Below are 22,472 nucleotides of genomic sequence, written 5' to 3' on the forward strand. Positions count from 1 at the left end.
CTGCGAAGGAGCGCATGCCCGCAGTATAACGACGCACCCCAGCGCGCTCAATTGCTCAATTGACATATGCTTGCCATATGCTAGGATTCTCTTGGAGATTGAAGGAGGTTCCGATGCTCAACCGCTGCTTACCTGCGTTGCTTTTGGGGGCCGTGCTCACCACACCGGCTTATAGCGATGATTGCCGGTTGTCGTTCCAGAATGGCGCGACACTCGACCTACCCGTGGCCACCACCGAAGCCGCACAGGCGCAGGGCCTCGCCGGGCGGCCAGATCCAGGGCGAGGCATGCTGTTTCTCTGGACTACGCCGGCAGTGCGATTTGTGTGGATGAAGAACACCCCTGCCCCATTAGACGCGGCTTGGATCGGAGCAGATGGGGTTATCCAGAGCGTACAAGAGCTGGAGCCACACACAACCGCCAAGCATTCATCATTGCGGCCCGCCCTCGGCATTATCGAGGTGCCACGCGGCCAGCTTGCAAACCTGGGCATCGAGCGCGGCAGCACCATCACCGCCTCAACGTGTTTCAACTTGTAGGAGGTTCCCATGCGTACCGTTTCCATTTTCATGAACAGCCGAAACCAGGCGATCCGCATCCCTCGGGATATGGAGTACCAGGGCGTTTCCGAGCTGGAGATTATCCGCGACGGCGAAACGCTGATCCTGCGCCCTGTGCGCCCCTCCTGGGCATCGTTGCGCGACGTGGCGGCCGCAGATCCTGACTTTCTGACCGAGCGAAAGGATGTGATCGAGGAAGACCGTTTCCTGGGTGACTTCACATGAGCAAAAAGACGTACATGCTCGATACGAACATCTGTTCGTTCATCATGCGCGAGCGCCCCGACGCGGTGCTGGCCAAGCTGGAACAGGCAGTCACTAATCAGCACCGGATTGTCGTTTCGGCCATCACCTACTCCGAAATGCGTTTCGGGGCCGCCAACCCCAAGGCATCGCCCAAGGTTGCAGCGATGGTCGATGCCTTCATCCAGCGCCTGGACGCCATCCTGTCCTGGGACGCCGCCGCCGTAGATCAAACAACGCAGATCCGCACCGCCCTCGCCCGCCTGGGTACGCCCATTGGCAACAACGATGCAGCGATAGCCGGCCATGCCCTGGCCGCTGGGTGTGTTCTGGTCACGAACAACACTCGCGAATTTGCTCGCGTTCCTGGCCTAGTCCTTGAGGACTGGACCCAACCCGCCATTACCAAGAGTTGATACGCCATGACCGAACTGGAACAAGCCATCATTGATTGCGCCCAACTGCACCTCACTCAGTTGAAAGGTGCGCTTACCCTGCCCAATGGCCCCGAACGTAGCGACGGCTTTACCTCAGCCTGGTGGCAGCTCACCGGCCTGGCCCAGCTTGCCGACCCGAGCACATGAACCGCACTTACACCAAGCAACAGCACGCCTTGGCAGCGGTCGGCGCGATGTTTGATGCGGTGGACGAGTGGAACAAGGTTATGGCCGAAGTGCGCCAGGTCGTCGGCGAAAACTGAGGGAGGCCGGTATGCGAAACGAACAGGAGTTGATGCCTGGCCTGATCCTGCCGCCGAGCTATCAGGTTGTATTGCGCAGGCGCCTGGCCGAAGTGAACACCGCCACCAGCGCGGCGAATTGCTTGATTTCCCAGGCCCGCGCCGAGGGCATGGTGGAGGCCCTGGAATTGTTGAAAGCGCTGGAACAACAGCAGGTTGAGCGCCTGTATTTGTTGATCGAGCAGGCTGCCACAGCGCGCTTGCTGGAGCTGGAGCAGGGTGCCGGCGAGTGATCGCCCTGCCGTCATCCGAGGCATAGCGCGAGGCCTGCGGCCCGGGCTTTCGTGCTACGCATCGAGCCACAGCTACGCCGCGTCTCGCCCCTTCGGGCTTCAATCCCTCTCGCCTGCGCACCTGGCCCGCCAGGCGCTGCGCGCTCCGCTTGCCCTCCGGCCTGCCGGCCTGCGCGGCGGCCTGCTGGCCACCTTGCCGCCCCTGCGCGTCCTGGGTGTGCTCATCACCCTCCGGCTGGCCGCTATCAGCCCTAATCGCCTACCCTCCGCTGGGCCTATGCCGTCAAGGGGCTTTCGCGGCATATGCTCACTCCCTTCGGTCGCTCCGCTATTCCACGGTCCCCATGACGGCGGCCCAGCTCCGGGTAGTCGGGGCTTACCGCGACCAACCGAAGGCTGACGAGCAGATCCACCGGGGGAGATTCACGCTCCAGGGCAAAAGCGGGGCTGCACCCGCTTCGCGGGCGCGCTTTATGTTTACCTCCCGCTCCCACCTCGGCATCTAAGCAGCTCCGAAAAGCGCGCCGCGTCAAGTCAATTATTAGTCAAAGATTGTTTGACCAACAGTTGACGACAGCGCCCCGATTTGAGATACTAACCACGTCGAAGCAATACCGCCTCGACACCCCGGACACCAGCGGCAGCAACCGCTCCGGGGAATCTGCGAAGGAGATACAAAAATGCGTCTTTCCAGCAACTTCCGTAATCCGTGCATGATCCGCAGCGATGCCCCTCTGACCAATGACGAGATTGCCCGCGTGGCGCCCTCGATCTTTGCCGAGGAAGCGCACGACAGCCGTTCGGAACGTTACCTGTACATTCCAACCGTCAAGGTGCTCGATGCGCTGCGCACAGAAGGTTTTCAGCCGTTCATGGCGTGCCAGACCCGCGTCCGCAACACCGACAAACGCGAGCACACCAAGCACATGATTCGCCTGCGCCATGCCAGCAACATCATGAGCAAGGAAGCGAACGAAATCATTCTGCTGAACAGCCACGACGGCAGCAGCAGCTACCAGATGATGGCCGGCAAGTTCCGTTTCGTGTGCGCTAACGGGCTGGTCCTGGGCGACATGGCGATGGATCAGAAAGTGCGCCACAGCGGCCGCATTGACGTTGTTAACGACGTTATCGAAGGTGCCTATGAGGTGCTGGGCCAGTTCGAGCAGATCGACGCCAACCTTGACGACATGCAGCACTACCACTTGCGCCAGGAAGAGCAAGAAGCGTTCGCCATGGCGGCCCTGGCCTACCGCTACGACCCATCCGAAGGCCCTGCCCCGGTCACGCCGTCGCAACTGCTGATGCCGCGCCGTGCCGAAGACCGCGCAAGCGATCTCTGGACCACGTTCAACCGCGTGCAGGAAAACACCATCAAGGGCGGCTTGCGTGGCCGCAACAAGCAAGGACGCCGGACAACTACCCGCGCCGTTAACGGCATTGACCAAGACGTGAAACTCAATCGCGCCTTGTGGGTACTGGCCCAGGCCCTGCGCAGCGGTCAAGCCGCCGCGTAACTGGCGAGCCGGGCGTTAAACGCCCGGCTTTCCCCCGCCCTTGGAGGATCGAACCATGTGCAAAGTCTTCTATGTCCCTGGCCATACCGCGATCATCGACTATGCCCGCCAGATCGGGCCAAACATGTGGATGGCCCAGCATTCCGGGCTGATGCTGCCCGAGCTGCGCGTGCGTTACCCCGGCGCCATCCTGGGCGACGAAGAGGCGTTTTTGATCGATCAAGAACGCGCCTATGGCACGCCACCGGCACGCACGACCGCCGCCCGTTTCGAGTTCAACCTTTCGCAGCGCCCCGTCATCGACTACCACGCCGACGAGCTGGGCGCGTCGTTCAAGCTGGCCGACCTGGACCACGGCAACATGACGACCATTTTTGCCCAGTGGGGCGGGCGCTACTGGACCTTGACGGGCCTGGCCACCCTGCCCCACCTGCTCATCATGCGCCGCATCGCTACCCACTCCCTGGCCGTGGCCAAGGCCTAAGATCGAGGAACCGACCATGACTTACGAACGCACGTTGGAAGCCTACCGATCGTTACTCAAGGCCAACCCTGGGCATGGCCTGCTCATCCCTGGGGATTGCGTGGCGTTTCTGCTCGACTCTGACCAGCTTTACGCCTGCCAGGTGCAGGACGGTCGGCCACTTCTGGCGTGGATGTTTCCGATCACCGCCGAAGCCTGGGACGATGACGACGAAGCGTGGTTGTGCGATGCGGGCGGCCTGGAGACAGCCGACGCGATCAACGACCCGCAGTTTGTGCCCCTGCTGATATGGGACCGCCAGACACTGGAAAGCGAAACCGTGGCGGCAGTCGCCGCCAAGGTTGGTACCAGTGACCAGGGCGTTGCCATTAGTATCGAGCGCAACAACGAGGGGACGTTTTACGTCATCTGGAAAGCCACCGCCCAGGGCGTCAAACGGCACCGGCTCCATGCCGGTTCCACAGATGCCCGCCGCCTGGAAGCGCATGCGCGGGGCTTCATCGAGCAAATGAACCAGTAGCACGCTTGACCCGTAGCCCTGCCGGTAGCAGGGCATTCAGCCAACAGTAAGGAACCGCGAATGCAGCCCACCCAGCCGAAATACACCGCCGAACAATGGACCGCTTCCCTGCCTGCGCTCCGGGGCATGTCCACCAAGACCCTGGACATTGCCAGGGCGGTGCTGGTGGAGGGCAAGGAACCTATCGAGGTGGCCAACAACATCGGCCAGTCGCGGCAGCTTGTACACGCTGCAATCAAGCGCGTAACCGCCGTGCTGGAACGCCAGACCGTCGGCCTTGTGCCCGTCATGGTCTGGCTCACCCCCGAGGAAGCCGAGCAGGTCAAGCAGATGGCCGCCAAACATGAGCAGCCAAAGGAGGCCCAACCAGGGACCACAAAGAAGACACCTAACCGACAGAAAAAGGCCTAGATGGCGCCTTTCTGTCACGGACAGTTTGACTGCTGAGGGATTTGCAGATGCTTACACCAACAGAGGAAAAGGGCGTGCTCGATTACCTGCCCTGCCTTGAATGGGTCGCCAGCGCCGAGGTTGCAGAGATCCGCCAGCGCCTGGAAACAGCGACCGGCCAAGTCCGCGAGGATCTGGTGACTGCGATCAAGCAACAAATGGGCGGGGGCCGTCCCGAATTGGCCTGGTACTTCCACCACCTGGCCAGCGAGAAAATCTAGTGCGAGGCCTGCGGCCCGGGCTTTCGTGCTACGCATCGAGCCACAGCTGCGCCGTGTCTCGCCCCTTCGGGCTTCAATCCCTCTCGCCTGCGCACCTGGCCCGCCAGGCGCTGCGCGCTCCGCTTGCCCTCCGGCCTGTCGGCCTGCGCGGCGGCCTGCTGGCCACCTTGCCGCCCCTGCGCGTCCTGGGTGTGCTCATCACCCTTCGGCTGGCCGCTATCAGCCCTATTCGCCTACCCTCCGCTGGGCCTATGCCGTCAAGGGGCTTTCGCGGCATATGCTCACTCCCTCCGGTCGCTCCGCTATTCCACGGTCCCCATGACGGCGGCCCAGCTCCGGGTAGTCGGGGCTTACCGCGACCAACCGAAGGCTGACGAGCAGATCCACCGGGGGAGACTTACGCTCCAGGGCAAAAGCGGGGCTGCACCCGCTTCGCGGGCGCGCTTTATGTTTACCTCCCGCTCCCACCTCGGCATCTAAGCAGCTCCGAAAAGCGCGCCGCGTCAAGTCAATTATTCGTCAAAGATTGTTTGACCAACAGTTGACGACAGGGCCGCGATTTGAGATACTAACCACGTCGAAGCAATACCGCCTCGACACCCCGGACACCAGCGGCGGCAACCGCTCCGGGGCAATCTGCGAAAGGAGATTCAACCCATGACTATCGAAACCCACATCCTGTATTTCAGCGAAGCCGAGGCCCTGCGCGAGTTCAGCGGCTTCACCGTTGAAGTGTCCCATCAGGCTCGCCCGAACCAGACCCCATCCAACGTCACCATGTACATGATCGTTGCCCAGCGTGGCGGCATCGGTCGCCGCGAGGTGATCGCGGAGTTCCCGCTGGAAATGCACGCCACGATCTTCCGTGACATGTGCGAAGGCTTTGTGCGCAGCGAGCGCCTGACCAAGTAAACCAACCCCGGCCCGGATACCAGCGGCGGCAACCGCTCCGGGCCTTCCTCTGCGAAAAAAGGAGTTACCTATGGCTACTCAAGCCCTTCCCTCGTTCCGTGTCTTCCTGGCCCGCCTGGCCGCTTCTGCGCGCCGCGCAGCGGCCCCAGCTCGCCCGGTGCCGTCCATGCAGCAACTGGCCGAGCGCGGCCAGTTAATGGAGGCCGCCGACCTTCTGACCCTCGCACGGGCTGTTAAACGGGCCTAACCCCACTACCCAACCGAGCGCCGCGGCTTCGCCCCGGCGCTCCCCGCTGGAGAACAGGATATGTACGGACACCAGACCACGCCGACCAAGGCCGCCAGGACGTGCCAGGCGCTTGCCGCCGCTGCGCGCAAGGCCGAGCTGCAACACGATTGGGAAGTGGCCGCAGAGTTCTACGAGGCCGCCGCAACGTTCATCACCAAACCGGGCGAACTGGCGCACCGCGATAGCGCCGGCTTGCTGCGCAAGGCCGCCGCCTGCTGGGAAGCTGGGGATCGAGGCCAAGGCGCAGGACCTGGCCACCGTTGAAAATGTGGATTGCGCAATCCAAAAGGCCCGCTTACGCGGGCCTTTGTCATCGTGCGACCGGCTGGAATGGCGACCCGCCGCAGTGTTCACCACCGCAGAGAATCGCCAGCTCAGGCTTGCCCCATACCTGCGTTGCGCACTTCGGGCACCGGTACTTGACCCGGTTTGACCGGTTCGGCGGCACCTCGGGCGGCAGCTCGACCAACTCACCCAGCGGCCCCAGGTCATCGCCGCCCTGATCCACGCTTTGCCCCTGGCCTTCGTCCTCACCGTCTACGTCATCGACAAACCCGCGCCCATTCGAGCCGGTCGGCGGGTCAATTTGCGGTCGTTCCGGGGGAAATCGGTCGTACCACGACAGGGAGAAGTCCCGCGTCAGCAGCTCCGCACAGCTCACGTCAAAGCGCCCGCCTGGGATGATGTAGTGATCCATCTGTTCGCCCAGGCGCTTGCCACCAGGTGCGCCGGTATTGCTGGGCATCAGGCCCAGGGCTTCCATGCGTGCGGCCCATTCCTTGTTGTGGTAGCCACGCCGGCCAGGCGCGCCAAAGTGGAACTGCCACAGGTGCACCATTTCATGGGCCAGCACCGACAGCGTTTTGCGCAATGAGCGAATCGCGAAGTAGCCGGGGTTCATGGCGATTTCATCGGTCATTTCACCGCTACGACGGGCGAAACGCTTGCGCGAGAAGTAGCCGTAGGTTCGGCGTTCACGCTGGAGGGTGATAAGGCAGTCCGGTAGCTGGCCGTCGAACAGCTGGACGTTGAAGTGTTCATACGCCAGTTGCAGCTCGGCATAGACCTCATGAGTCGGCAGTAGCGACATGGTGACGATCCTGTCTTGTGGATTGTGCAATCCAGTTTAATAGAAGTGGATTGCGCAATCCAGGGCGAGGCCTTCGGCGCGGGCTGTCGTGCTGCGCATCGAGCCACGGCTGCGCCGCGTCTCGCCCCTTCGGGCTTCCATCCCTCTCGCCTCCGCGCCCGGTTCCCAGGCGCTGCGCGCTCCGCTTGCCGCACGGGAGCGCCTGCGGCGACTCCCACAAACGGCGAGGCCGCCTTGCGGCGGCCTCAGTGTGTGTCACAACCCGGCGCTAGCCGGCAACCAGACGGTAGAAGAGCAGGGCACCGCCCAGGCCTCCGGCCAGGCCGGCAATGCCGGCGCAGACCGCCGCCACCCACACCGTCCGGCGCTGGGTCGCTGCCAACAGGCTTTTGGCCTGGCGGTCCAGCTTCTCCAGGGCCTTGTCCTGCCGCGCCTCGGTTTCTCGAATCGCGGCGGTCAGCTCCCGGTGAGCCGTCACCAGCTCGGCACGCGCATCCTCGACCGTGGAGGCCAGGCTTGCGCCGGCCTCCTGCATCGACTGGTGGACCTCGCGGGCCGCCGCAACCGCGCTTTGGAGATCGACCACAATCTCTCTAGAGTCGCCCAGGAACCACTCAATTAATACTTCTTCTCTCGGTTTCCTAGAATCCATTACTGGTACTCCGGTCGCTTATGCCGTCAGAGCGGCGTAGCATTCGTCCAAGTTTTGACGAATAGGCTTTGCATAACTTGTCCAGCGATAGAGGCTTACATACTTGCTGCGCTGGACCTCATCCGCTTCGGCCCGTGCCAGCGCCTTGTAGTCGGTGTCATCGCCAATCAACTGATCGAATGACATTTTATTAGCAGCGAGATAGCCATATACATCACTATCGAACAGGAACGCGCCTGGCTTGATAGTGGCCTTTTTGGTTTTCTTCACATAGTTGTAGATCGACGGGATCTCAGTTTCGGGATTATCTTGAATGCGGTTCGGCAGCAGAATAATGCGATCAGCCGTAACGCCCATCGTCGCCAGCGCTTCTACAGTTTTCAAACTCTCTTGCCACGCTTTTTGCTCTGGCGTTACCGGAACAATGAATTGTTCGATTTCATCTATGAAACCATGGTAGCGCGAACCGGCTTCAAAGAAGGACTCGATATTCGACGCGCCAATGTCAATAATCGCCACGTCCTCAAGTACCAGCTCTTCGATCAGGTCGCCAACTTCGCGACCACGCATGGTCTTGACCTCAGCAATGCCCAGGTCCAAAGCAGACTGGTTAATCGACTCGATGGCAAAGAATACCGAACTTGGCATGCGAGGGTAGAGCAGGTGCGCTGCGATAGTGGTTTTGCCGATGCTACCGCTGTAGTTCAAGATCGCTCGTTTCATACGCTATTTCCTTTTGCCCGTATATTTATCATCAAGATCCGAGAAGTCCATGGTATGGACTTTCTCAAAATCGCTACTGGTGACGATGCGGCCCTTTAAGGGTGCGCCCGCCTCGGGTGGCGTGGATTCTGCTTTCTGGATTGCGCAATCCACGTCATTCCCCTGGCCACCGCTTTCCAGACGGGGGAGTGGTGGAGTGGTCGCCGCTGGTGGTCCAGCTCGCTCCTGCCTGGCGGCCCTCGCTCGCATCAGCGCCTTGCAAAACCCGTTAAACCCGATGGTCATCCCGTGCTCATTTTTGAGCGTTTCCCATACATCCTCCCGTGAGGCTCCGGCTGTTAGTGCGGCCTCGATCTCGCCGAGCATGTTCCGCACCAGGGCCGAATCGCTCCGTGGTTTTAGTCGCGACAGTGGCATCGCTTACCCCTCGTTATCGACCTCGGGCACTTTTGTCCCCTCTTTGTCTCTGATCCGTACTCTAGCCGTCCCTTTTTGGTCTGGCAAGTACCTTTTTTGTCTCTTCGTTGTCTTCACGTCGTCTCTCGGTTGTCTTCAAAGCGTACTCAGTGGCACCCCTGGGCGGCGAAAGCCCTCACGCTGCGCGTGAGGGATCAGGAGGACGCTTTTTTGCGGCCTCCGAGGGGTGCAGACGACTATTTTTTCCCTTAAAAGCAGAGCGGTATTTTCCCTTAACGAGCTATACACCATACGCAACGCTTCGCGTAGCTAAGTCGTTGAAAAATAAAGCATTTTCAACGACTTGCGGAAAAGCGTAATACCTGCGTAAGACAAAAGTACGCGCAGGCCCTGATTTTGCTGTATTTTGTGTCTTACACACGTCAGACAAGGAGGCCATCCGTGCCCACAGTGAGCTTTCGATGCACCGAAACACAGAAAATCGAGCTGGAAGAGCGGTCGCAAGGCGACATTTCGGAGTATGTTCGCCGGCAGCTTTTCCGGCAGATGGAGCAGGAGGACACGCTAGAAATGATCCTCCAGCGCCTCGAACAACGACCTGGCGGCGACGGTCAGCCAGGTGCAGGAATCGACCGGCAGTCGATGGCCATCTTGATCGAGCTGCTGTTGCTTCTGCGCACCGCGTCCAAACCGGATGCTAAGAGGGAAGCCCAGGCCGAGGTCGAACGCCTGGGCTTCGACGTATGGGATTCATCTAAGAGGGATAGCTGATGAACGAGCGCCAACGATCTCAAATCTGCCTTGCCGTCATGGTACTGGTGCCCCTGTTCGCGTGGTTCTTTACCGCCAAACTGATGTATGGAATTGAAAAACAAGGCGCCCGCGACAGGGTATTTTACCTGGCGAAAAATACGTTCACCTTGTGGCCGCTTGCGGTTGCGTTAGTTGGTGGATTGATACTGGCGATTGCGCTGTGCGTGCTTATTGTGAAGTTGAGCAAGACCACTTTTGCCGGCGCCCACTTCGACAAGTATTTTCGTGGTAGCCAACTTGTATCCCAGCGTGAACTTAAACGACTAACCAAGGAAAAAGAGGAACAAATAACTATTGCCGGAGTGCCTGTTCCTATTGCTGCCGAAGCAACACACTTTTCAGTTGGCGGCGCAACGGGTACAGGTAAGAGTACGATTTTCCGCGAAATGATGTATGGCTGTATGCAGCGGAAAGACCGCATGGTGATCCTCGATCCCGATGGAGAGTTCCTATCTACCTTCTACCGCAAGGGCGATAAAATCCTAAATCCCTACGATGCCAGGACGGAAGGCTGGAACTTCTATAACGAAATCCGTAGTCACTACGATTTCGAGCGCTACGCAAAATCCATTATTCAGGTGTCGGACAGTAACGACTCGGAAGAATGGAACCAGTATGGACGCCTGTTGTTCGCGGAAGTTGCCAAAAAGCTGTACAACACCACGCGAAATCCTGGCATGAGGAATGTGTTTAAATGGACTAACGAGTGCAGTTCGGAAGCGCTACAAGGTTTTGTAAAAGGCACTCGCGCCGTCTCCCTGTTCACTGAAAACGAACGCGCTACCGGCAGCGTCCGTTTTGTCCTCAGTAATAAACTGCCTGCACATTTTGACATGCCGCCAGGCAACTTTTCGTTGCGTCAGTGGTGCGAAGATCCTAACGGTGGCAACTTGTTTATCACCTGGGACGAGAACATGCGCGAAGCGCTGCGCCCACTGATTAGTTGCTGGGTTGATACCATTTTCACCAGCATCCTTGGGATGAAATCCAACCCCAAGCGCCGAATCTGGACGTACCTCGACGAGCTGGAGTCGCTGCAACGGTTGCCCACCCTGGGCGACATGCTGACGCGGGGCCGGAAGAAGGGCGGTTGCGTGGTATCGGGCTACCAGTCCTACACTCAGCTCGAATCCGTGTATGGCGAGAAGCTGGCCGAAACCATGCTGGCCAACCACCGGACGATGGTCGCTTTGGCCGTTGGCCGCATGGGTACAGCCACCGCCGAACGCATGTCCAAAGCCTTGAGCGAGCATGAAGTGCTGCGCACAAAAGAAGGCCGCAGCTCGCGCTGGGGTGACTGGGGCACTCGCAGCGAGAACGAGGATGTGAAGCCCGAGCGCATCGTTATGTCGTCGGAAATCATGGCCTTGAACAACCTCGAAGGCTTCCTGTCGTTCCCCGGCAGCATCCCGATTGCACGGGTGGCCATTGAGCCGATCAACTTCACCCGCACGAACCCGGTACCGGGCATCGTTCCAAACCTTGAGATCATCTAAATGCTCGATATCACGACCATTTCTCGGCAATCACTGGGCAAAGTCGTGTCGTACTACGCGGATGGTGCGGATGACTACTACGCAAAAGACGGCGGCGCCATGCAATGGCAAGGTGCCGGCGCCGAGGCATTGGGCCTGTCCGGGGAGGTAGAGCAGGCCCGATTCCGCGAGCTGCTGGATGGCCGGATTAGCGACAACACGAAGCTCATGCGGACCGTCAAAGAGGCGGACGGCAAAGTGGTCAGCAAGGAACGGCTGGGGTACGACCTCACATTCTCGGCACCCAAGGGCGTGTCGCTCCAGGCCTTGGTCCACGGTGACGCCAGTATCATCGAAGCCCACGACAAGGCCGTGGCGGCGGCGATCCGCGAAGCTGAACGGCTGTCCCAGGCGCGAATCACGGTCAACAAGAAGACCGGCACCGAGAACACCAACAACTTGGTGGTGGCCAAGTTCCGACACGAAACGTCACGCGCCCTGGACCCCGACCTGCATACCCATGCGTTCGTGCTGAACATGACCCAGCGTAGCGACGGCGAATGGCGGGCACTGAAAAATGACGGCGTGTTCAATTCGTCCATGTTCTTGGGCAACGTCTACAAGGCGGAACTGGCCCGCGAGCTGGAAAAGGCCGGCTTCCAGTTGCGCTATGAGCGCAACGGCACATTCGACCTGGCGCACTTCTCCGATGAGCAGATCCGCGAATTCAGTTCGCGCAGCCAGCAGATCGAGGCAGCGCTAGCGGCGAAAGGCCTGGACCGCAGCACAGCGTCATATGCCGAAAAAAACCAGGCCGCGCTGGCCACCCGCGACAAAAAGCAGGGTGGCATCGACCGCGAGGAACTGCGCCAGGTTTGGCTGGAGCGGTCGAGGGCCTTGGGTATCGACTACCACAGTCGCGAGTGGGCCGGCGTCGGCGCCGATGCCCAGGGCGGCAACGAGCGAAGCAGCGCGGCCACTCCGCAGATCGAGAAGCCCCTGGAGTACCGTGCAGACCAGGTAATCGAATTCGCGATCAAGAGTCTGACCGAACGCCAGGCCGTGATCGGACAGAAGGAGCTGATGGATACCGCGCTGCGCCACGGGTACGGCGCACTCACCATCGACGACGTGCGCGCCGGCATCGAGCGGCGAGCCGCATCTGGCCACCTGATCCGCGAGGAACCGCTGTACTCATCGCAGAACCCAGCCGATGGAAAGAAGGGGAAGGCCGCCGAGAAGGCCCGCCAGGAGGCGCCACAGCTCAGCCGGAAGGAATGGGTGGCAAACCTTGTCCGTGCCGGCAAATCGCGCTCAGAGGCCGCCAGGCTCGTTGATGAGGGTATCCGCACGGGACGGCTGCGTCAGGGTGAAAGCCGTTTCACCACGCACATCGCGCAAAAGCGCGAACGCGAGGTGCTGCAAATCGAGCGAATGGGGCGCGGTACAGTTCAGCCGCGGATCTCCAAGGAAGCCGCCGAAGCCTTCCTTGCCGATCGGGGCTTGAACGCGGAACAGCAGTCCTCGGTGATGCGGATCGCCCGCACACAAAACCAGTTCATCGGCGTGCAGGGCTTTGCCGGCGTCGGCAAAAGCTACATGACTGTAGCGGCTAAGGATCTGCTGGAAGCGAACGGATACCGTGTCACCAGCCTGGCGCCCTATGGGAGCCAGGTAAAGGCGCTCCAGGCCGAGGGCCTGGAGGCGCGCACTCTGCAATCATTCCTCAAGGCCCGCGATAAGAAGATCGACAGCAACACCGTCGTGATTATCGACGAGGCCGGCGTAATTCCTGCGCGGCAGATGCACGAGGCCATGAAAACCATTGAGGCTGCCGGCGCTCGCGTTGTCTTCCTGGGCGACGTGGCACAGACCAAAGCTATCGAGGCCGGCAAACCCTTCGAGCAGTTGATGAAAGCCGGCATGGAAACGTCCCGGCTGACCGACATTCAGCGGCAGAAAGACCCGCAGTTGCTGGAAGCGGTGAAGCTGGCCGCCGAGGGCAAATCCAAACAATCGCTGCCGCTGGTGAACGAGATACGCGAGATCGAGGACAACGGGGCACGCTACCAGGCCATTGTCGAAGCCTACGCCTCGATGCCAAAGGCCGAACGTGACCAGGCGCTGATTATCACCGGTACTAACGCCAGTCGGATCGAGATCAACGAAGGGGTGCGCGAGGCGCTGGGCCTGAAAGGACAGGGCGCGGAATATCCATTGCTCAATCGCCTGGATACGACACAGGCCGAGCGCCGGCATAGCAAATACTACGGCAAGGGCAGCATTGTCGTACCCGAGGTGGACTATAAGAACGGGCTGCAACGGGGCGTGCAGTACGTGGTACTCGACACTGGTCCCGGCAACAAACTCACCGTGCGGGGGCCGGAAGGCGAGAGACTGCAATTCACCCCGGCTCGATGCACAAAGCTGTCGGTCTACAGCGTCGAGCGAACTGAGCTGGCTCCTGGCGATCAGGTGAAAATCACCCGGAACGACGCCGAAAAGGACCTGGCCAACGGCGACCGATTTGTGGTGAAGGAGATCCACAGCGACCGTGTGGTGCTCGAAGGCGACAAAGGCCGCCAGGTCGAGCTGGACACCGCATCGGCTATGTTCGTCGGCCTGGCATACGCCTCGACCGTTCACAGCGCCCAGGGCCTCACCTGCGACAAGGTACTCATCAACCTTGAAACCCAGTCGCGCACGACCGCCAAGGACGTGTACTACGTGGCGATCAGCCGCGCCCGTCATGCAGCGGAAATCTTCACCGATAACCGGCAGAAGCTGGGGGCTGCGATCAGTCGCTTGAATGCCAAGGCCGGCGCCCTGGATATCAAGCAGCTCCAGCGGCATGCGCTCGAGCGCAAAGGACACGACCAGGCCGGCAAACAGAAGGACGCCGCGCAGAAGCAACAGCAAGGCCAGCAGTTGCCGACCAAGCAGCCTAAAGAAAAGGGCAGGGCATTCGGCCTGTAACCAGCAAAGGGGCTTCGGCCCCTTTTTTCTGTGCGTTAAAGCCCCTTGGCCATGCGCATTTGAGCGATCCGCTCATGAGACACACCTGCGAGCTTGGCCAGCACGCTATTTGGCACCACGCCGAACAGGTGTACATACCGATCAGCACGCGATACGCGCTTGTACGGTGCGATGCCCAGGAACTCCCGGCGCGCCTCTACGACCGCATAGGCCACGCCTACGGTGCGACTCAGTTTGGCGGCAGACATGGTGCCCAGGAGCGATTCGTAACCGAGTCCGGGGCCGTGGTAGTCCTCGACCGGCGCCGACTTGGCCAGGTCAGGGGAGGGCGCCACAGCAGCATCCAGGCCGAACGCCTCGCGCAGCGCCTGCACGACTTCTACGGCCACACCCGACGCCTTGGCTATGTCTTCATCGGGCACCAGGCCCAACGCGCTCTTGTACGGCCTCACGGGATGATCGAGCGGCAAGCGCTGAATACGGCGTGTGACCTTGGAACGGGGTGGGATGCCCTGGGACTTGCGGTAAGCCTGGATACTCTTCACCGACACCCCGCTTTTTGCAGAGACAGACCTGTCCGACTCCAGGCCCAGCAGGTGATGGAAAGGGGCAAGAGCTACTGCGACCGAATAGACCTCGATCCCGAACTGAACACGTCGGCGCCGTATGCTGCCCTCGGTAGTTCCGACCACCCTGGCCAGGTCCCGGTCGGAAAGCTTGCCCAACTTCCAGTCGTACCAGCGGGCCACACCAATAACCGTCCAGTTCGTTTGTTTCAAAATTTCCCCTCGTAACACAACATCTTGTGTCGCTGGCCAGCTGATCGAGCACACGATATAGCGGCAAACAAAAGCCCCGCAATGCGGGGCTTTGTTTTAGGTCCGGGCGCGCTATTTGCGACGTTGCAACCCAAGGCGCTCGCGCAAGCGAAGAGGCGAGGCTGGGCTGGTGAAGACCATCACACCGAACCCTGTTACGAGGAAAGCACAGTAAATCAGGGCCAGCGTCCTACCACCCTCCTTGGCCAGCGCTTCGACAGCCACCTCTTTCACCTGCCAAGCATCACACGTGGCCACAGGCTCCGGCATGGCCCCACGCGACCGGCTTTCATCGGCGCAGCGCTTGACCAGCAGATGACCAGGCGCTTCCGCTTTTCCTAACTGCTGGGCCTCGTATTGCATATCCGTCAGCCATTTACCGGCCCCGGTAAACGACCAATCGGAGGCGAGGCCCATCAACAAGAAAAAACCAACAGCCGGATAGACAATGAGCAGCAGAAACAAACGGCGAATGATCGTCAGAGCAGCACTCAAGACTTCAAGCGCCTTGGTGGCCGTGCTGTGCGGTTGTGGTGAATCCATGTTGGCCTCCATCACAGTTGCATCCGGCGACGCTGTTCTTCACTCACTGCGGCGCTAACCAACGTCAGCAAGCGTTCTACCGGCTTCTCTACCGATGCGCCGAGGAACAGGCGTTGGGTAGCGTGGTACACCTGGCCATTGGCAACAACGTTGACCATGAGCTGCCATTTAGCCCGATCTTCGCCCATGGCGATTGCACGGCGGGGCTGAACCTCCTGAACCGAGGATAGGCGAATCCATCGCCAGTCATCGACACTGAAGGAAGGGAGCCTGCCTTCCACGCTTGGATAAACACGGAGCCAAATAGGCAGCTCACCGTGGACGGCAATGCCATCACCGCCCAGCAGGTCTACGACCACGGCCATGACGCTTTCAAACTCTCGGGCGCCAAATTTGCTCACGGAGGGCACCAGCTCTTCCACGCCACTACGACCAATCAACAGCAGTTGGTCGTAGATATCACCTGTTTGTGGCGTTCCACAACCCATGGCGATAACGCTTTCACGCACCGCGTTGATGATTTCGGTAGCGGTGGCGGTCCAGATATTGGTTGCTTCGGTCATGCGTACTTCTCCTTGGATTTAGCCCTGCAGGGCGCTAAGCGGCTTGAGTTCCTACACCGCTGCCATTGCTTGTTTCTTGAACATCGGGTCGTACAGGATTTCCAGCACTTCACGTTTTTCCATGTACACGACCACATCCAACGTGGTGTTGATGGTCTTCATGATTACGTCGTAGTCGAGCGCCCGACCGATTTCCGAGGCCTTTACCAAAGTGGCGATACGCGCTGGGGTACTGGCCGCGCTGTCAGCGTGCGTCGAAAAAATGCCCCCAGGGTGCCCCGTGTTCGCGCCGGCCAGGTAGTCCCACGCCGCATCGTCGCGCAGCTCGGTTAGGAAGATCCGGTCAGGGGACAGGCGCATGCACAGCTTGAGGCATTCGCGGGCCGACATTCGGCCATCGCCTTCCCCGTACATCAGATAGCCCACTTCATCGAGGCGGTTATCGTCGATTTCGTGCGTATCTTCCATCAGCAGCACACGCTCAATCGTAGGCACCGCCCCCATCAGCGAGCGGGTAAGCGTGGTTTTGCCGGAGCCGGTAGGACCGGCTACGGCAATGTTCCGCTTCGTCTTGACGGCCTGCGTCAAGAAGCCTTCCACATCACCCTTTTCCAACAACTCAAGCAGTTCTTCCTCGAACGGCTCAAGCATGAATTGCTCAGACTGCTTACGATGCCGCACCTTGGCAAAGCGGCCTTCCTGGGCAAGCTGGCTCAGGCTCTTCGATACCGGCAAATGCTTACGGATCGACATGAGCATGGTCCCCTCGACAGTCGCAGGGGGCCAGCAGAACGTTCCCCGAGATCCGTCCGGCAACTTCACGTAGCTGATTGGCGTGCGGCCGAGTCCGTTGAGGCTCAGCAGATGGTCATTCAAGGCCCACAGGTAGTCGTAGGTGATCCGTGGGTCGGCATGCAAGACACGCCCTTTGGGCGTGTCACATACCACCTGGCCAAACTTGTTCACCCGGATCTCGAACACTTCTGGATCGTCGAGGTACTGGCGAAGCGGGGCGAAGTTCGCCGCCGCCAGGGCCATGTCCATGTCTGCTAAAGCCAGGTCGATATCGGTCGCAGTATCCATACGTGCCTCCCTCACTCCACCATTTCCAGGCCATACACATCGCTGAAATCAACGTCACGCGGCACGAAGATCGATACCGCCTCGCCGTGATTCACGGTCAGGGTTGGCGGGATATTGATCGTGGCGCGCAACACTTCGCGGGCCAGCGAATCGGAGGTGTTGGACGTGTTGTCGAGGTTCACCGTTGTGTCGCTGTCGGACTTGTCGGTGGAGTTGACCAGGGCCTGCATCAGACCACGGCTCAGGTCACTGAACACGGAAATGAACATGGCACCACCGAAGCGATCCCAAAAGTGGGTATCGACCTGGCCGGGCACGCCGGCACTACCGAGGCGGTTGGTGCCAGGTGCATCGAGGTAGGCCACAGCGCCGTCACGGTTACGAACCCGCGACCAGAGCACAAAGGCCCTGGCCTGCCCCATCAGAATGCCGCCACTGACTTCACCAGTGATCGTCGCGCCCTTGTCGATCAGCACCACCGAGCCGTCAGCCGAACGGACTTCCTTCGACACCTGGCAGGACACGAAACCAGGGACAGTGGTATCCAGCTCGGTGATCGTGCCGCAGCGAATCATCGTGCCAGCGGCTATCGACATACCCATGTTTTTCATGAGCGTCGCCTTTGATGCAGCGTACCGGGCACTGTTCATGCGCGAAGCCAGCTCCGAGCTACTACTGCTAGTTTTTACTGGTTCAGCTTTTTCGCCACGACTTGGAGTCGCGGCCATAGCCTGTGCGCCAATCTGTTCTGTAGCGCTCGACGAACTGAGGCGGCGTTGCATGGCTTTTTGTTCAGGCGTCAGCTCGACTTTTCCCTGCTGTCCAGGCTGTGTCTGGTGTGCCTGCTGCTGGTAGGTACTTGCGGATTGCGCCTGCTCGGCGGGCTGCTCGACAGGTTCTTCATCAGCGTTACCAGGCGTGGTTGCGAAGCTAGCACGCGGCAGGTTATTGGCCCTGTTGGGTGACGCTTTTTCAGCCTGTTCCTGCTGCTGGAGTTTCGGAACAATCACGTTTTTGTAGACGATCCAGCCGATGAGGCACAGCGCAATCAGCAACAGCACGCCGATGAATGCTCGCAGGCCTGGCACTTTCTTTTTCGGCCCACCATCGAACCCGCCCCGGTCGTCCTCGAACGTCTCCAGTTCGTCGATATTTACGTCGCGGCTCATTCTTCACCCCCTTTCAACACACGCTTGACCTCGGGCGAGTTGGTGCCGGTCTTGCTAGCGCCCAACGCCGGGTTGTAACCGCCATTGACTACACCCACCACGCGATCACCCAGGCGAACCCGCCATTCACGCGCCGTTGTCTCGGCAACGATGATGTTGGAATACTCGCCCTCAATATGCGTCTGAGGGATGGTTTCCTTGCCATCCGGGCCAATCATGTAGACGTTCGGCAACGCTGCATTGGCCGGAAACTCGAAGTAGGTAAAGCGGAAATCATCCCAGGTGTGGGTCGGCCTGATCTCGGAGCTGTTTTCTTCATCGGAGCGGCTATAGGCGATGTTCACCGGCCCGTTATTACCCTTGGCCAGCGCCTCGCGGATGCGGCGTTCTTCGAGCTTCTTGTTAGCGACCTTCATGTCTTCAAACGGGTATTTGAAGATGACGCCGACCGTGGCTTTGCGCATGCTCCAGGGCGTCTTGATGAACTCTTCTTTCACCTGGCCATCAGGGCCTTTGACGACATTGCTGCCGATGTAGTGGAGTAGGAAGTAATACGTCCGCTTGTTGGTCACTACCGTCAGGTTCGTGTCGCTCAGCTCGGCAATTGGCCGGATAAACACGTTGTTATCCTTGTTGACCAACTCCCAGGCGCTTTTCGCACCGAAGTTATGCGTCACGTAGACCTCATCCGGCGCAAACTGGATGAGCGTTTGCAAACCCACCACCCCGTCAATCTGAACAACGTCCATCGGGTTGTAGATCACCGTCTTGATCCGATAGTCGTAGGGGCTGTCTGTCTTCTCGTTGAGTGCCAGAACCGGCGCCGATGTCAGCGCCGCCGCCAACGCGGTTGCAATAGCGAATTTACGATTCATAGTCAGCCCCCAACTTTTGCGGCGGTTTCAGCGTTCACGTTGTACGAGTAGACGCGGAAACCCAGCGGGTTGATGTAGCGCTCGGAGGCTTTCAACAAGGTGTTGTCGTAGGTGTACGACAGAGTTGCGATCCAGTATTGAGGTTCTTCCGAGGTCGCTCGCGAACGGTATTTTTCAGTAGTCGAGAAACGAACCGTGGCGATGCCTTTTTCCCGGTCGAGAATGACCGAGGAAATCTTGACCCTGACGGATTTGCGGTCGCCAACAACCTTGTCCATCGCCTCCTTGGTGCCCCACTTGTAGCGGTTCTGGTATTGCTCAGCCACATCAGGGCCAGACATGAGGCCAACGGCGTCATAGTCCGCCTGCACCGTGTTGAATTCGTAGGTTTCGTAATGGCGGATGAAGCCAGAAACCCAGTAGGTGTCTGACACTTCCCCGTAGGTCGATTGCGGTGTCAGCAACGACACTTGCTGGATGCTCCCATCGGGGTTCAAAACCAGCATATGGGCGGGCACTGGCTGGCTATAGCGATACATGGTCAAGCCAGCTACCGCGAACGCCACCGCCGCCAGGCCGCCCAGCCCAGTCGCCGCCCACCAGGCGGTGCGACGAGAGTTCAACACCTCACTAAGCAGATCCGTTTCCAGATCCTGCCTCTCTTGTTGGAAAACGGCCATGTCAGCCTTGGTGATCGCCTCGTTCTTATCAGCCCGACTCATTCTTTACGTTCTCCATTCGTGGCCTGGGGAATTACCCCGGGGCGTCCTACAAGGGCACTGGGCAACGTCTTGTTGACCGGCACCAAATTCGTCATGTCAGGCTCAGGTGCGGGCTTGGGCTTGCTTGCGCATCCAGCCAGAGCCGCAACCAGTAAGATCCCGACCAATCCCGTCGAAAACCGCACCATGTGATTTACCTCAGATGAGAAAAAGACAGGGCCATAATAAATCCCTGAAATTCTAATTTCAAGGACTATTATGGCCCAAATGTGATTCCGTTTAACCTGCTCGGCGTGAACCTCTAGCCATGCCTTGCATGGCCGAACCCACAGCGCTCGCGGCTGCTCCAGCGGCTCCGGCAGCCGCGCCACCTGCTCCAGCCGCTGCGCCACCACCAGCTCCTGCCGCTCCTGCACCGGAGCCAGCGCCGGCACCGGCACCGCCTTTGCCGCCGCCACCCGCACCCTGGCCCCCGCCACCTTTGCCTGGGCGTTGACGGCCCGGTACGAACTGCACCGAGACACCACTGCCCCACGACGCGGCCAGGTCGGGGATCTTCTTGAGAACAAACCACGTCACCACGGTCAGAAGGCCGCAAGTGATGATTGGTACCAAGATCGGCGAGTCGGCTGCCGGATCTGCCGCCGCCGCCACCGCTTTGCCGTAAAACTTCATCAGCAGGCCGAAGGTGGCAGACAGCAGGATGGTTATCAGCCCGAAGTTGATAACCGAACCAATCCACTTCGAGAACAGTTCGCGCAGGGAGTCGAACATCAGGCACATGATAAAGATCGGCCCGAAACAGACCGCGATGGCCAGCATAAACTTGGCCATCAGGATCAACGCCGCACCAATGCCGCAGACCAGCACCGTGGAAAGAAGCACCGCAGCAGCCAGCAAGAAGCTCGCAAGGCCTGCACCACTGGTCACGCCTGCGTTATCAAATGCGCGCTGCGCGGTTTTCAAGCCATTCTCCAGTGCCTTGTCAATGGTACTGGCGACTTCGTTCTGCACGTTGGAACCCGACTTGCCATCGACAATCAGGATCGAGGCGAACTCATCAGGCGTTTTCAGCGCTACATCAGCGAGATCGCGCTGATACCAACCGCCTGCTGACGAGATGCTCAGAATGAGTCCCCAGAAGGCGAACTTCTTGAGCATGTCGGTCAGCGGTTCGCCATCACCGCCGTAGAGTTTGAAGGTGCCTTCGACCATGAGAACAATGGTTAGGCCCAGGGCAACCAACGGCGTCACGGCGGCAATGATGGTTGCCACGTTCGACGCCACTAACTCCTTGGACACTTCGTCCATGTAGCTGAATATCTGAGTCGTTGCGTTATAGGCCATTGTTCACCCCCGTCACTTCTTATCGAGCTTGAGGTCGATGCTGTAATCCGACTGTCCCTTGCCCATGGTCACGACTTGAGCCTCGGCGGCCAGGGCATTCTGGCAATCAGCGCTCACCTGTTCCTTGGCATTGTTACGGCACTCGGCAACACGAACGGCCCGTTCCTTGTCATGCTGCATGTACCACTCTTTGGTGTTGGCCTCACCACAAGCGGCCAGGGCAGCGAAGAGTGGCAGCAGGCATACGATCTTTTTCATAGCGGTCATTCCGTGAGGTTGGGGGCTTCAAGACTGTCGTTCTGATCGCCAATGACATAGCGGCGAACGGCAGTCTGTTGCTGTTGTTGCAGCACCTTGTCTTGCGACTGCTGGAGGATGGCCATCAGTTGCAGCTTGGCTTGCTCGCCCTGGATCGCACCTTGGGCGGTCGAGATCCGGGCTTGCAGGTCTGCAATTTCTTTTTGCGACGTGGTTGTGTCGATCTGGTTGGTCAGCGTCTGGATATCTTCCAGTTCACGCATCTGGTTGTTGTAAGCCTGCTGCGCCATCACGCGGTCATACGCCCCTTTCTCCTTGAGACGTTGGTTCACCAGGTCCAGGGCCTCGGTCCGACCCATATTCTCGACCTCGCTATCGAACTGCCCGAGCATGTCGCGCACAGAACCTGTGATGCTCGAATTGCTGTTCATCGCGTCGGAGTAGACCTTGCTCCAGTCAGCAGGCAGGTTTTTCTGCAATGCCCCAGCACTGCCTGGGAGCATCCCACCGAATCCACGTGCGCCGGTCATGGAGGCGTACATGCCCTGTTGGGTTTCCAACTGCGACTTGAGGTTGGCCAGTTGCTGAACCATGTTCTCGACCTGAAGCACTGTGTTGGCCAGCACGCCAGGATCTTCGACAACGACCTGCGCATGCGAAACGCTTGCGACCCCCAGGAAGATGGCCATCGTGCAGCTACGCACAATGGCCTTTGCCTTGAGCGTCGGAAGACGCATTACGTCCTGGGTATCCGTAGCGGCAAAAACGTACTTTTCCATG

31 protein-coding genes are annotated in these 22,472 nt (G+C 59.6%); 16 read left to right on the forward strand and 15 right to left on the reverse strand.

Translation table 11 applies throughout. The features are described from left to right. The first annotated feature begins 113 nt into the window (after positions 1 to 113). From IEC33019_RS00145 to IEC33019_RS00195, 13 genes are all read left to right on the forward strand, one after another. Positions 114 to 539 carry a DUF192 domain-containing protein gene (locus tag IEC33019_RS00145; RefSeq protein ID WP_015272397.1) on the forward strand — a complete coding sequence of 142 codons (426 nt, stop codon included), beginning with the start codon at positions 114 to 116 and terminating at the stop codon, positions 537 to 539. Positions 540 to 548: 9 nt separating this feature from the next. Beyond that, a complete protein-coding gene (vapB, locus tag IEC33019_RS00150) occupies positions 549 to 785 on the forward strand; it encodes a type II toxin-antitoxin system VapB family antitoxin (protein WP_012477631.1) in 237 nt (78 codons plus the stop codon). Next, positions 782 to 1,219, forward strand: a complete 438-nt coding sequence (locus tag IEC33019_RS00155; protein WP_012477632.1) for a type II toxin-antitoxin system VapC family toxin — start codon at positions 782 to 784, stop codon at positions 1,217 to 1,219. The genes vapB and IEC33019_RS00155 overlap by 4 nt, the downstream gene beginning before the upstream one ends. Before the next feature lie 6 nt (positions 1,220 to 1,225). Then, the gene (locus tag IEC33019_RS27445) at positions 1,226 to 1,387 is read left to right on the forward strand and encodes a hypothetical protein (protein WP_015272398.1); all 162 of its coding nucleotides are present in this window, start codon (positions 1,226 to 1,228) and stop codon (positions 1,385 to 1,387) included. A 127-nt stretch (positions 1,388 to 1,514) separates the two neighbouring features. Further along, entirely contained in the window at positions 1,515 to 1,775 is a 261-nt protein-coding gene (locus IEC33019_RS00160; RefSeq protein WP_015272399.1) for a hypothetical protein, read from the forward strand. Positions 1,776 to 2,455: 680 nt separating this feature from the next. Further along, positions 2,456 to 3,292 (forward strand): DUF932 domain-containing protein, encoded by an 837-nt coding sequence (locus IEC33019_RS00165; RefSeq protein ID WP_015272400.1) that lies wholly within the window; start codon positions 2,456 to 2,458, stop codon positions 3,290 to 3,292. A 55-nt stretch (positions 3,293 to 3,347) separates the two neighbouring features. After that, on the forward strand, positions 3,348 to 3,776 hold the full coding sequence (locus IEC33019_RS00170; RefSeq protein WP_015272401.1) for a hypothetical protein: 429 nt from the start codon (positions 3,348 to 3,350) through the stop codon (positions 3,774 to 3,776). Positions 3,777 to 3,792: 16 nt separating this feature from the next. Further along, entirely contained in the window at positions 3,793 to 4,296 is a 504-nt protein-coding gene (locus IEC33019_RS00175) for a hypothetical protein (protein ID WP_015272402.1), read from the forward strand. 60 nt (positions 4,297 to 4,356) lie between these two features. Continuing rightward, the gene (locus IEC33019_RS00180; RefSeq protein ID WP_015272403.1) at positions 4,357 to 4,707 is read left to right on the forward strand and encodes a TrfB-related DNA-binding protein; all 351 of its coding nucleotides are present in this window, start codon (positions 4,357 to 4,359) and stop codon (positions 4,705 to 4,707) included. 47 nt (positions 4,708 to 4,754) lie between these two features. Beyond that, complete coding sequence (locus IEC33019_RS00185; RefSeq protein ID WP_172959791.1) at positions 4,755 to 4,967, forward strand: hypothetical protein; 213 nt, start codon at positions 4,755 to 4,757, stop codon at positions 4,965 to 4,967. 657 nt (positions 4,968 to 5,624) lie between these two features. After that, complete coding sequence (locus tag IEC33019_RS00190) at positions 5,625 to 5,879, forward strand: hypothetical protein (RefSeq protein WP_015272405.1); 255 nt, start codon at positions 5,625 to 5,627, stop codon at positions 5,877 to 5,879. Between the two features lie 70 nt (positions 5,880 to 5,949). Next, positions 5,950 to 6,126, forward strand: a complete 177-nt coding sequence (locus IEC33019_RS27235) for a hypothetical protein (protein ID WP_019692578.1) — start codon at positions 5,950 to 5,952, stop codon at positions 6,124 to 6,126. A gap of 60 nt (positions 6,127 to 6,186) precedes the next feature. Continuing rightward, entirely contained in the window at positions 6,187 to 6,432 is a 246-nt protein-coding gene (locus IEC33019_RS00195; protein ID WP_015272406.1) for a hypothetical protein, read from the forward strand. A gap of 46 nt (positions 6,433 to 6,478) precedes the next feature. Here IEC33019_RS00195 and IEC33019_RS00200 read toward each other — a convergent pair whose 3' ends face one another. From IEC33019_RS00200 to IEC33019_RS00215, 4 genes are all read right to left on the reverse strand, one after another. Next, complete coding sequence (locus IEC33019_RS00200) at positions 6,479 to 7,258, reverse strand: SprT-like domain-containing protein (RefSeq protein ID WP_019692577.1); 780 nt, start codon at positions 7,256 to 7,258, stop codon at positions 6,479 to 6,481. 268 nt (positions 7,259 to 7,526) lie between these two features. Next, the gene (gene stbC / locus IEC33019_RS00205) at positions 7,527 to 7,910 is read right to left on the reverse strand and encodes a plasmid stabilization protein StbC (RefSeq protein WP_232881935.1); all 384 of its coding nucleotides are present in this window, start codon (positions 7,908 to 7,910) and stop codon (positions 7,527 to 7,529) included. Positions 7,911 to 7,928: 18 nt separating this feature from the next. Next, positions 7,929 to 8,633 carry a StbB family protein gene (stbB, locus tag IEC33019_RS00210; protein ID WP_019692575.1) on the reverse strand — a complete coding sequence of 235 codons (705 nt, stop codon included), beginning with the start codon at positions 8,631 to 8,633 and terminating at the stop codon, positions 7,929 to 7,931. Positions 8,634 to 8,636: 3 nt separating this feature from the next. Further along, entirely contained in the window at positions 8,637 to 8,999 is a 363-nt protein-coding gene (locus IEC33019_RS00215; RefSeq protein ID WP_020723543.1) for a hypothetical protein, read from the reverse strand. 492 nt (positions 9,000 to 9,491) lie between these two features. Between IEC33019_RS00215 and IEC33019_RS00220 the strand changes: the two genes are divergently transcribed. Genes IEC33019_RS00220 through mobF form a run of 3 tightly spaced genes read left to right on the forward strand, consistent with a single transcriptional unit; the run spans position 9,492 to position 14,314 of the window. Next, positions 9,492 to 9,821 (forward strand): hypothetical protein, encoded by a 330-nt coding sequence (locus IEC33019_RS00220; RefSeq protein WP_015272411.1) that lies wholly within the window; start codon positions 9,492 to 9,494, stop codon positions 9,819 to 9,821. Then, positions 9,821 to 11,359: a type IV secretion system DNA-binding domain-containing protein gene (locus tag IEC33019_RS00225; RefSeq protein WP_015272412.1), complete on the forward strand. Its 1,539-nt coding sequence runs from the start codon at positions 9,821 to 9,823 to the stop codon at positions 11,357 to 11,359. Before IEC33019_RS00220 ends, IEC33019_RS00225 begins: the two co-directional genes overlap by 1 nt. After that, positions 11,360 to 14,314, forward strand: a complete 2,955-nt coding sequence (mobF, locus tag IEC33019_RS00230; protein WP_015272413.1) for a MobF family relaxase — start codon at positions 11,360 to 11,362, stop codon at positions 14,312 to 14,314. It begins immediately after the preceding gene. A 35-nt stretch (positions 14,315 to 14,349) separates the two neighbouring features. Here the strand turns inward: mobF and IEC33019_RS00235 are convergent, their stop codons facing one another. The 11 genes from IEC33019_RS00235 to IEC33019_RS00285 all read right to left on the reverse strand — a co-directional run bounded on the left by IEC33019_RS00235 (position 14,350) and on the right by IEC33019_RS00285 (position 22,471). Next, a complete protein-coding gene (locus IEC33019_RS00235) occupies positions 14,350 to 15,093 on the reverse strand; it encodes a hypothetical protein (RefSeq protein WP_181859260.1) in 744 nt (247 codons plus the stop codon). A gap of 111 nt (positions 15,094 to 15,204) precedes the next feature. After that, entirely contained in the window at positions 15,205 to 15,675 is a 471-nt protein-coding gene (locus IEC33019_RS00240; RefSeq protein ID WP_132476325.1) for a hypothetical protein, read from the reverse strand. Between the two features lie 11 nt (positions 15,676 to 15,686). Beyond that, positions 15,687 to 16,238 (reverse strand): hypothetical protein, encoded by a 552-nt coding sequence (locus IEC33019_RS00245; RefSeq protein ID WP_099592748.1) that lies wholly within the window; start codon positions 16,236 to 16,238, stop codon positions 15,687 to 15,689. Positions 16,239 to 16,289: 51 nt separating this feature from the next. After that, entirely contained in the window at positions 16,290 to 17,321 is a 1,032-nt protein-coding gene (locus tag IEC33019_RS00250) for an ATPase, T2SS/T4P/T4SS family (RefSeq protein ID WP_065863000.1), read from the reverse strand. Positions 17,322 to 17,332: 11 nt separating this feature from the next. Continuing rightward, positions 17,333 to 18,490 (reverse strand): type IV secretion system protein VirB10, encoded by a 1,158-nt coding sequence (gene virB10, locus IEC33019_RS00255; RefSeq protein ID WP_065862999.1) that lies wholly within the window; start codon positions 18,488 to 18,490, stop codon positions 17,333 to 17,335. Then, positions 18,487 to 19,365, reverse strand: a complete 879-nt coding sequence (locus tag IEC33019_RS00260) for a TrbG/VirB9 family P-type conjugative transfer protein (protein ID WP_065862998.1) — start codon at positions 19,363 to 19,365, stop codon at positions 18,487 to 18,489. The genes virB10 and IEC33019_RS00260 overlap by 4 nt, the downstream gene beginning before the upstream one ends. A 2-nt stretch (positions 19,366 to 19,367) precedes the next feature. Beyond that, a complete protein-coding gene (locus tag IEC33019_RS00265) occupies positions 19,368 to 20,087 on the reverse strand; it encodes a virB8 family protein (protein WP_065862997.1) in 720 nt (239 codons plus the stop codon). Then, entirely contained in the window at positions 20,084 to 20,275 is a 192-nt protein-coding gene (locus IEC33019_RS28025) for a hypothetical protein (protein WP_032491391.1), read from the reverse strand. Before IEC33019_RS28025 ends, IEC33019_RS00265 begins: the two co-directional genes overlap by 4 nt. Positions 20,276 to 20,366: 91 nt before the next feature. Further along, a complete protein-coding gene (locus tag IEC33019_RS27950) occupies positions 20,367 to 21,434 on the reverse strand; it encodes a type IV secretion system protein (protein ID WP_065862996.1) in 1,068 nt (355 codons plus the stop codon). Between the two features lie 12 nt (positions 21,435 to 21,446). Then, a complete protein-coding gene (locus IEC33019_RS00280; RefSeq protein WP_065862995.1) occupies positions 21,447 to 21,692 on the reverse strand; it encodes an EexN family lipoprotein in 246 nt (81 codons plus the stop codon). Between the two features lie 5 nt (positions 21,693 to 21,697). Beyond that, on the reverse strand, positions 21,698 to 22,471 hold the full coding sequence (locus IEC33019_RS00285) for a type IV secretion system protein (protein ID WP_081311800.1): 774 nt from the start codon (positions 22,469 to 22,471) through the stop codon (positions 21,698 to 21,700). Between the last annotated feature and the right edge of the window lies 1 nt (position 22,472).

This window comes from Pseudomonas putida (genome assembly GCF_002741075.1).
Classification (GTDB): domain Bacteria; phylum Pseudomonadota; class Gammaproteobacteria; order Pseudomonadales; family Pseudomonadaceae; genus Aquipseudomonas; species Aquipseudomonas putida_T.

What these genes read in the sequence shown, in the direction of transcription:
- IEC33019_RS00170 (WP_015272401.1), top strand. Translation starts at nt 3,348, where the DNA reads ATGTGCAAAGTCTTCTATGTCCCTGGCCATACCGCGATCATCGACTAT.
- IEC33019_RS28025 (WP_032491391.1), bottom strand. Translation starts at nt 20,275, where the DNA reads ATGGTGCGGTTTTCGACGGGATTGGTCGGGATCTTACTGGTTGCGGCT.
- IEC33019_RS00145 (WP_015272397.1), top strand. Translation starts at nt 114, where the DNA reads ATGCTCAACCGCTGCTTACCTGCGTTGCTTTTGGGGGCCGTGCTCACC.
- mobF (WP_015272413.1), top strand. Translation starts at nt 11,360, where the DNA reads ATGCTCGATATCACGACCATTTCTCGGCAATCACTGGGCAAAGTCGTG.
- IEC33019_RS00175 (WP_015272402.1), top strand. Translation starts at nt 3,793, where the DNA reads ATGACTTACGAACGCACGTTGGAAGCCTACCGATCGTTACTCAAGGCC.
- IEC33019_RS00285 (WP_081311800.1), bottom strand. Translation starts at nt 22,471, where the DNA reads ATGGAAAAGTACGTTTTTGCCGCTACGGATACCCAGGACGTAATGCGT.
- IEC33019_RS27445 (WP_015272398.1), top strand. Translation starts at nt 1,226, where the DNA reads ATGACCGAACTGGAACAAGCCATCATTGATTGCGCCCAACTGCACCTC.
- IEC33019_RS00155 (WP_012477632.1), top strand. Translation starts at nt 782, where the DNA reads ATGAGCAAAAAGACGTACATGCTCGATACGAACATCTGTTCGTTCATC.
- IEC33019_RS00165 (WP_015272400.1), top strand. Translation starts at nt 2,456, where the DNA reads ATGCGTCTTTCCAGCAACTTCCGTAATCCGTGCATGATCCGCAGCGAT.
- IEC33019_RS00240 (WP_132476325.1), bottom strand. Translation starts at nt 15,675, where the DNA reads ATGGATTCACCACAACCGCACAGCACGGCCACCAAGGCGCTTGAAGTC.
- IEC33019_RS00260 (WP_065862998.1), bottom strand. Translation starts at nt 19,365, where the DNA reads ATGAATCGTAAATTCGCTATTGCAACCGCGTTGGCGGCGGCGCTGACA.
- IEC33019_RS27950 (WP_065862996.1), bottom strand. Translation starts at nt 21,434, where the DNA reads ATGGCCTATAACGCAACGACTCAGATATTCAGCTACATGGACGAAGTG.
- IEC33019_RS00225 (WP_015272412.1), top strand. Translation starts at nt 9,821, where the DNA reads ATGAACGAGCGCCAACGATCTCAAATCTGCCTTGCCGTCATGGTACTG.
- IEC33019_RS00180 (WP_015272403.1), top strand. Translation starts at nt 4,357, where the DNA reads ATGCAGCCCACCCAGCCGAAATACACCGCCGAACAATGGACCGCTTCC.
- IEC33019_RS27235 (WP_019692578.1), top strand. Translation starts at nt 5,950, where the DNA reads ATGGCTACTCAAGCCCTTCCCTCGTTCCGTGTCTTCCTGGCCCGCCTG.
- IEC33019_RS00185 (WP_172959791.1), top strand. Translation starts at nt 4,755, where the DNA reads ATGCTTACACCAACAGAGGAAAAGGGCGTGCTCGATTACCTGCCCTGC.
- IEC33019_RS00160 (WP_015272399.1), top strand. Translation starts at nt 1,515, where the DNA reads ATGCGAAACGAACAGGAGTTGATGCCTGGCCTGATCCTGCCGCCGAGC.
- IEC33019_RS00265 (WP_065862997.1), bottom strand. Translation starts at nt 20,087, where the DNA reads ATGAGTCGGGCTGATAAGAACGAGGCGATCACCAAGGCTGACATGGCC.
- vapB (WP_012477631.1), top strand. Translation starts at nt 549, where the DNA reads ATGCGTACCGTTTCCATTTTCATGAACAGCCGAAACCAGGCGATCCGC.
- IEC33019_RS00215 (WP_020723543.1), bottom strand. Translation starts at nt 8,999, where the DNA reads ATGCTCGGCGAGATCGAGGCCGCACTAACAGCCGGAGCCTCACGGGAG.
- IEC33019_RS00200 (WP_019692577.1), bottom strand. Translation starts at nt 7,258, where the DNA reads ATGTCGCTACTGCCGACTCATGAGGTCTATGCCGAGCTGCAACTGGCG.
- IEC33019_RS00195 (WP_015272406.1), top strand. Translation starts at nt 6,187, where the DNA reads ATGTACGGACACCAGACCACGCCGACCAAGGCCGCCAGGACGTGCCAG.
- IEC33019_RS00280 (WP_065862995.1), bottom strand. Translation starts at nt 21,692, where the DNA reads ATGAAAAAGATCGTATGCCTGCTGCCACTCTTCGCTGCCCTGGCCGCT.
- IEC33019_RS00250 (WP_065863000.1), bottom strand. Translation starts at nt 17,321, where the DNA reads ATGGATACTGCGACCGATATCGACCTGGCTTTAGCAGACATGGACATG.
- stbB (WP_019692575.1), bottom strand. Translation starts at nt 8,633, where the DNA reads ATGAAACGAGCGATCTTGAACTACAGCGGTAGCATCGGCAAAACCACT.
- IEC33019_RS00190 (WP_015272405.1), top strand. Translation starts at nt 5,625, where the DNA reads ATGACTATCGAAACCCACATCCTGTATTTCAGCGAAGCCGAGGCCCTG.
- stbC (WP_232881935.1), bottom strand. Translation starts at nt 7,910, where the DNA reads ATGGATTCTAGGAAACCGAGAGAAGAAGTATTAATTGAGTGGTTCCTG.
- virB10 (WP_065862999.1), bottom strand. Translation starts at nt 18,490, where the DNA reads ATGAGCCGCGACGTAAATATCGACGAACTGGAGACGTTCGAGGACGAC.
- IEC33019_RS00245 (WP_099592748.1), bottom strand. Translation starts at nt 16,238, where the DNA reads ATGACCGAAGCAACCAATATCTGGACCGCCACCGCTACCGAAATCATC.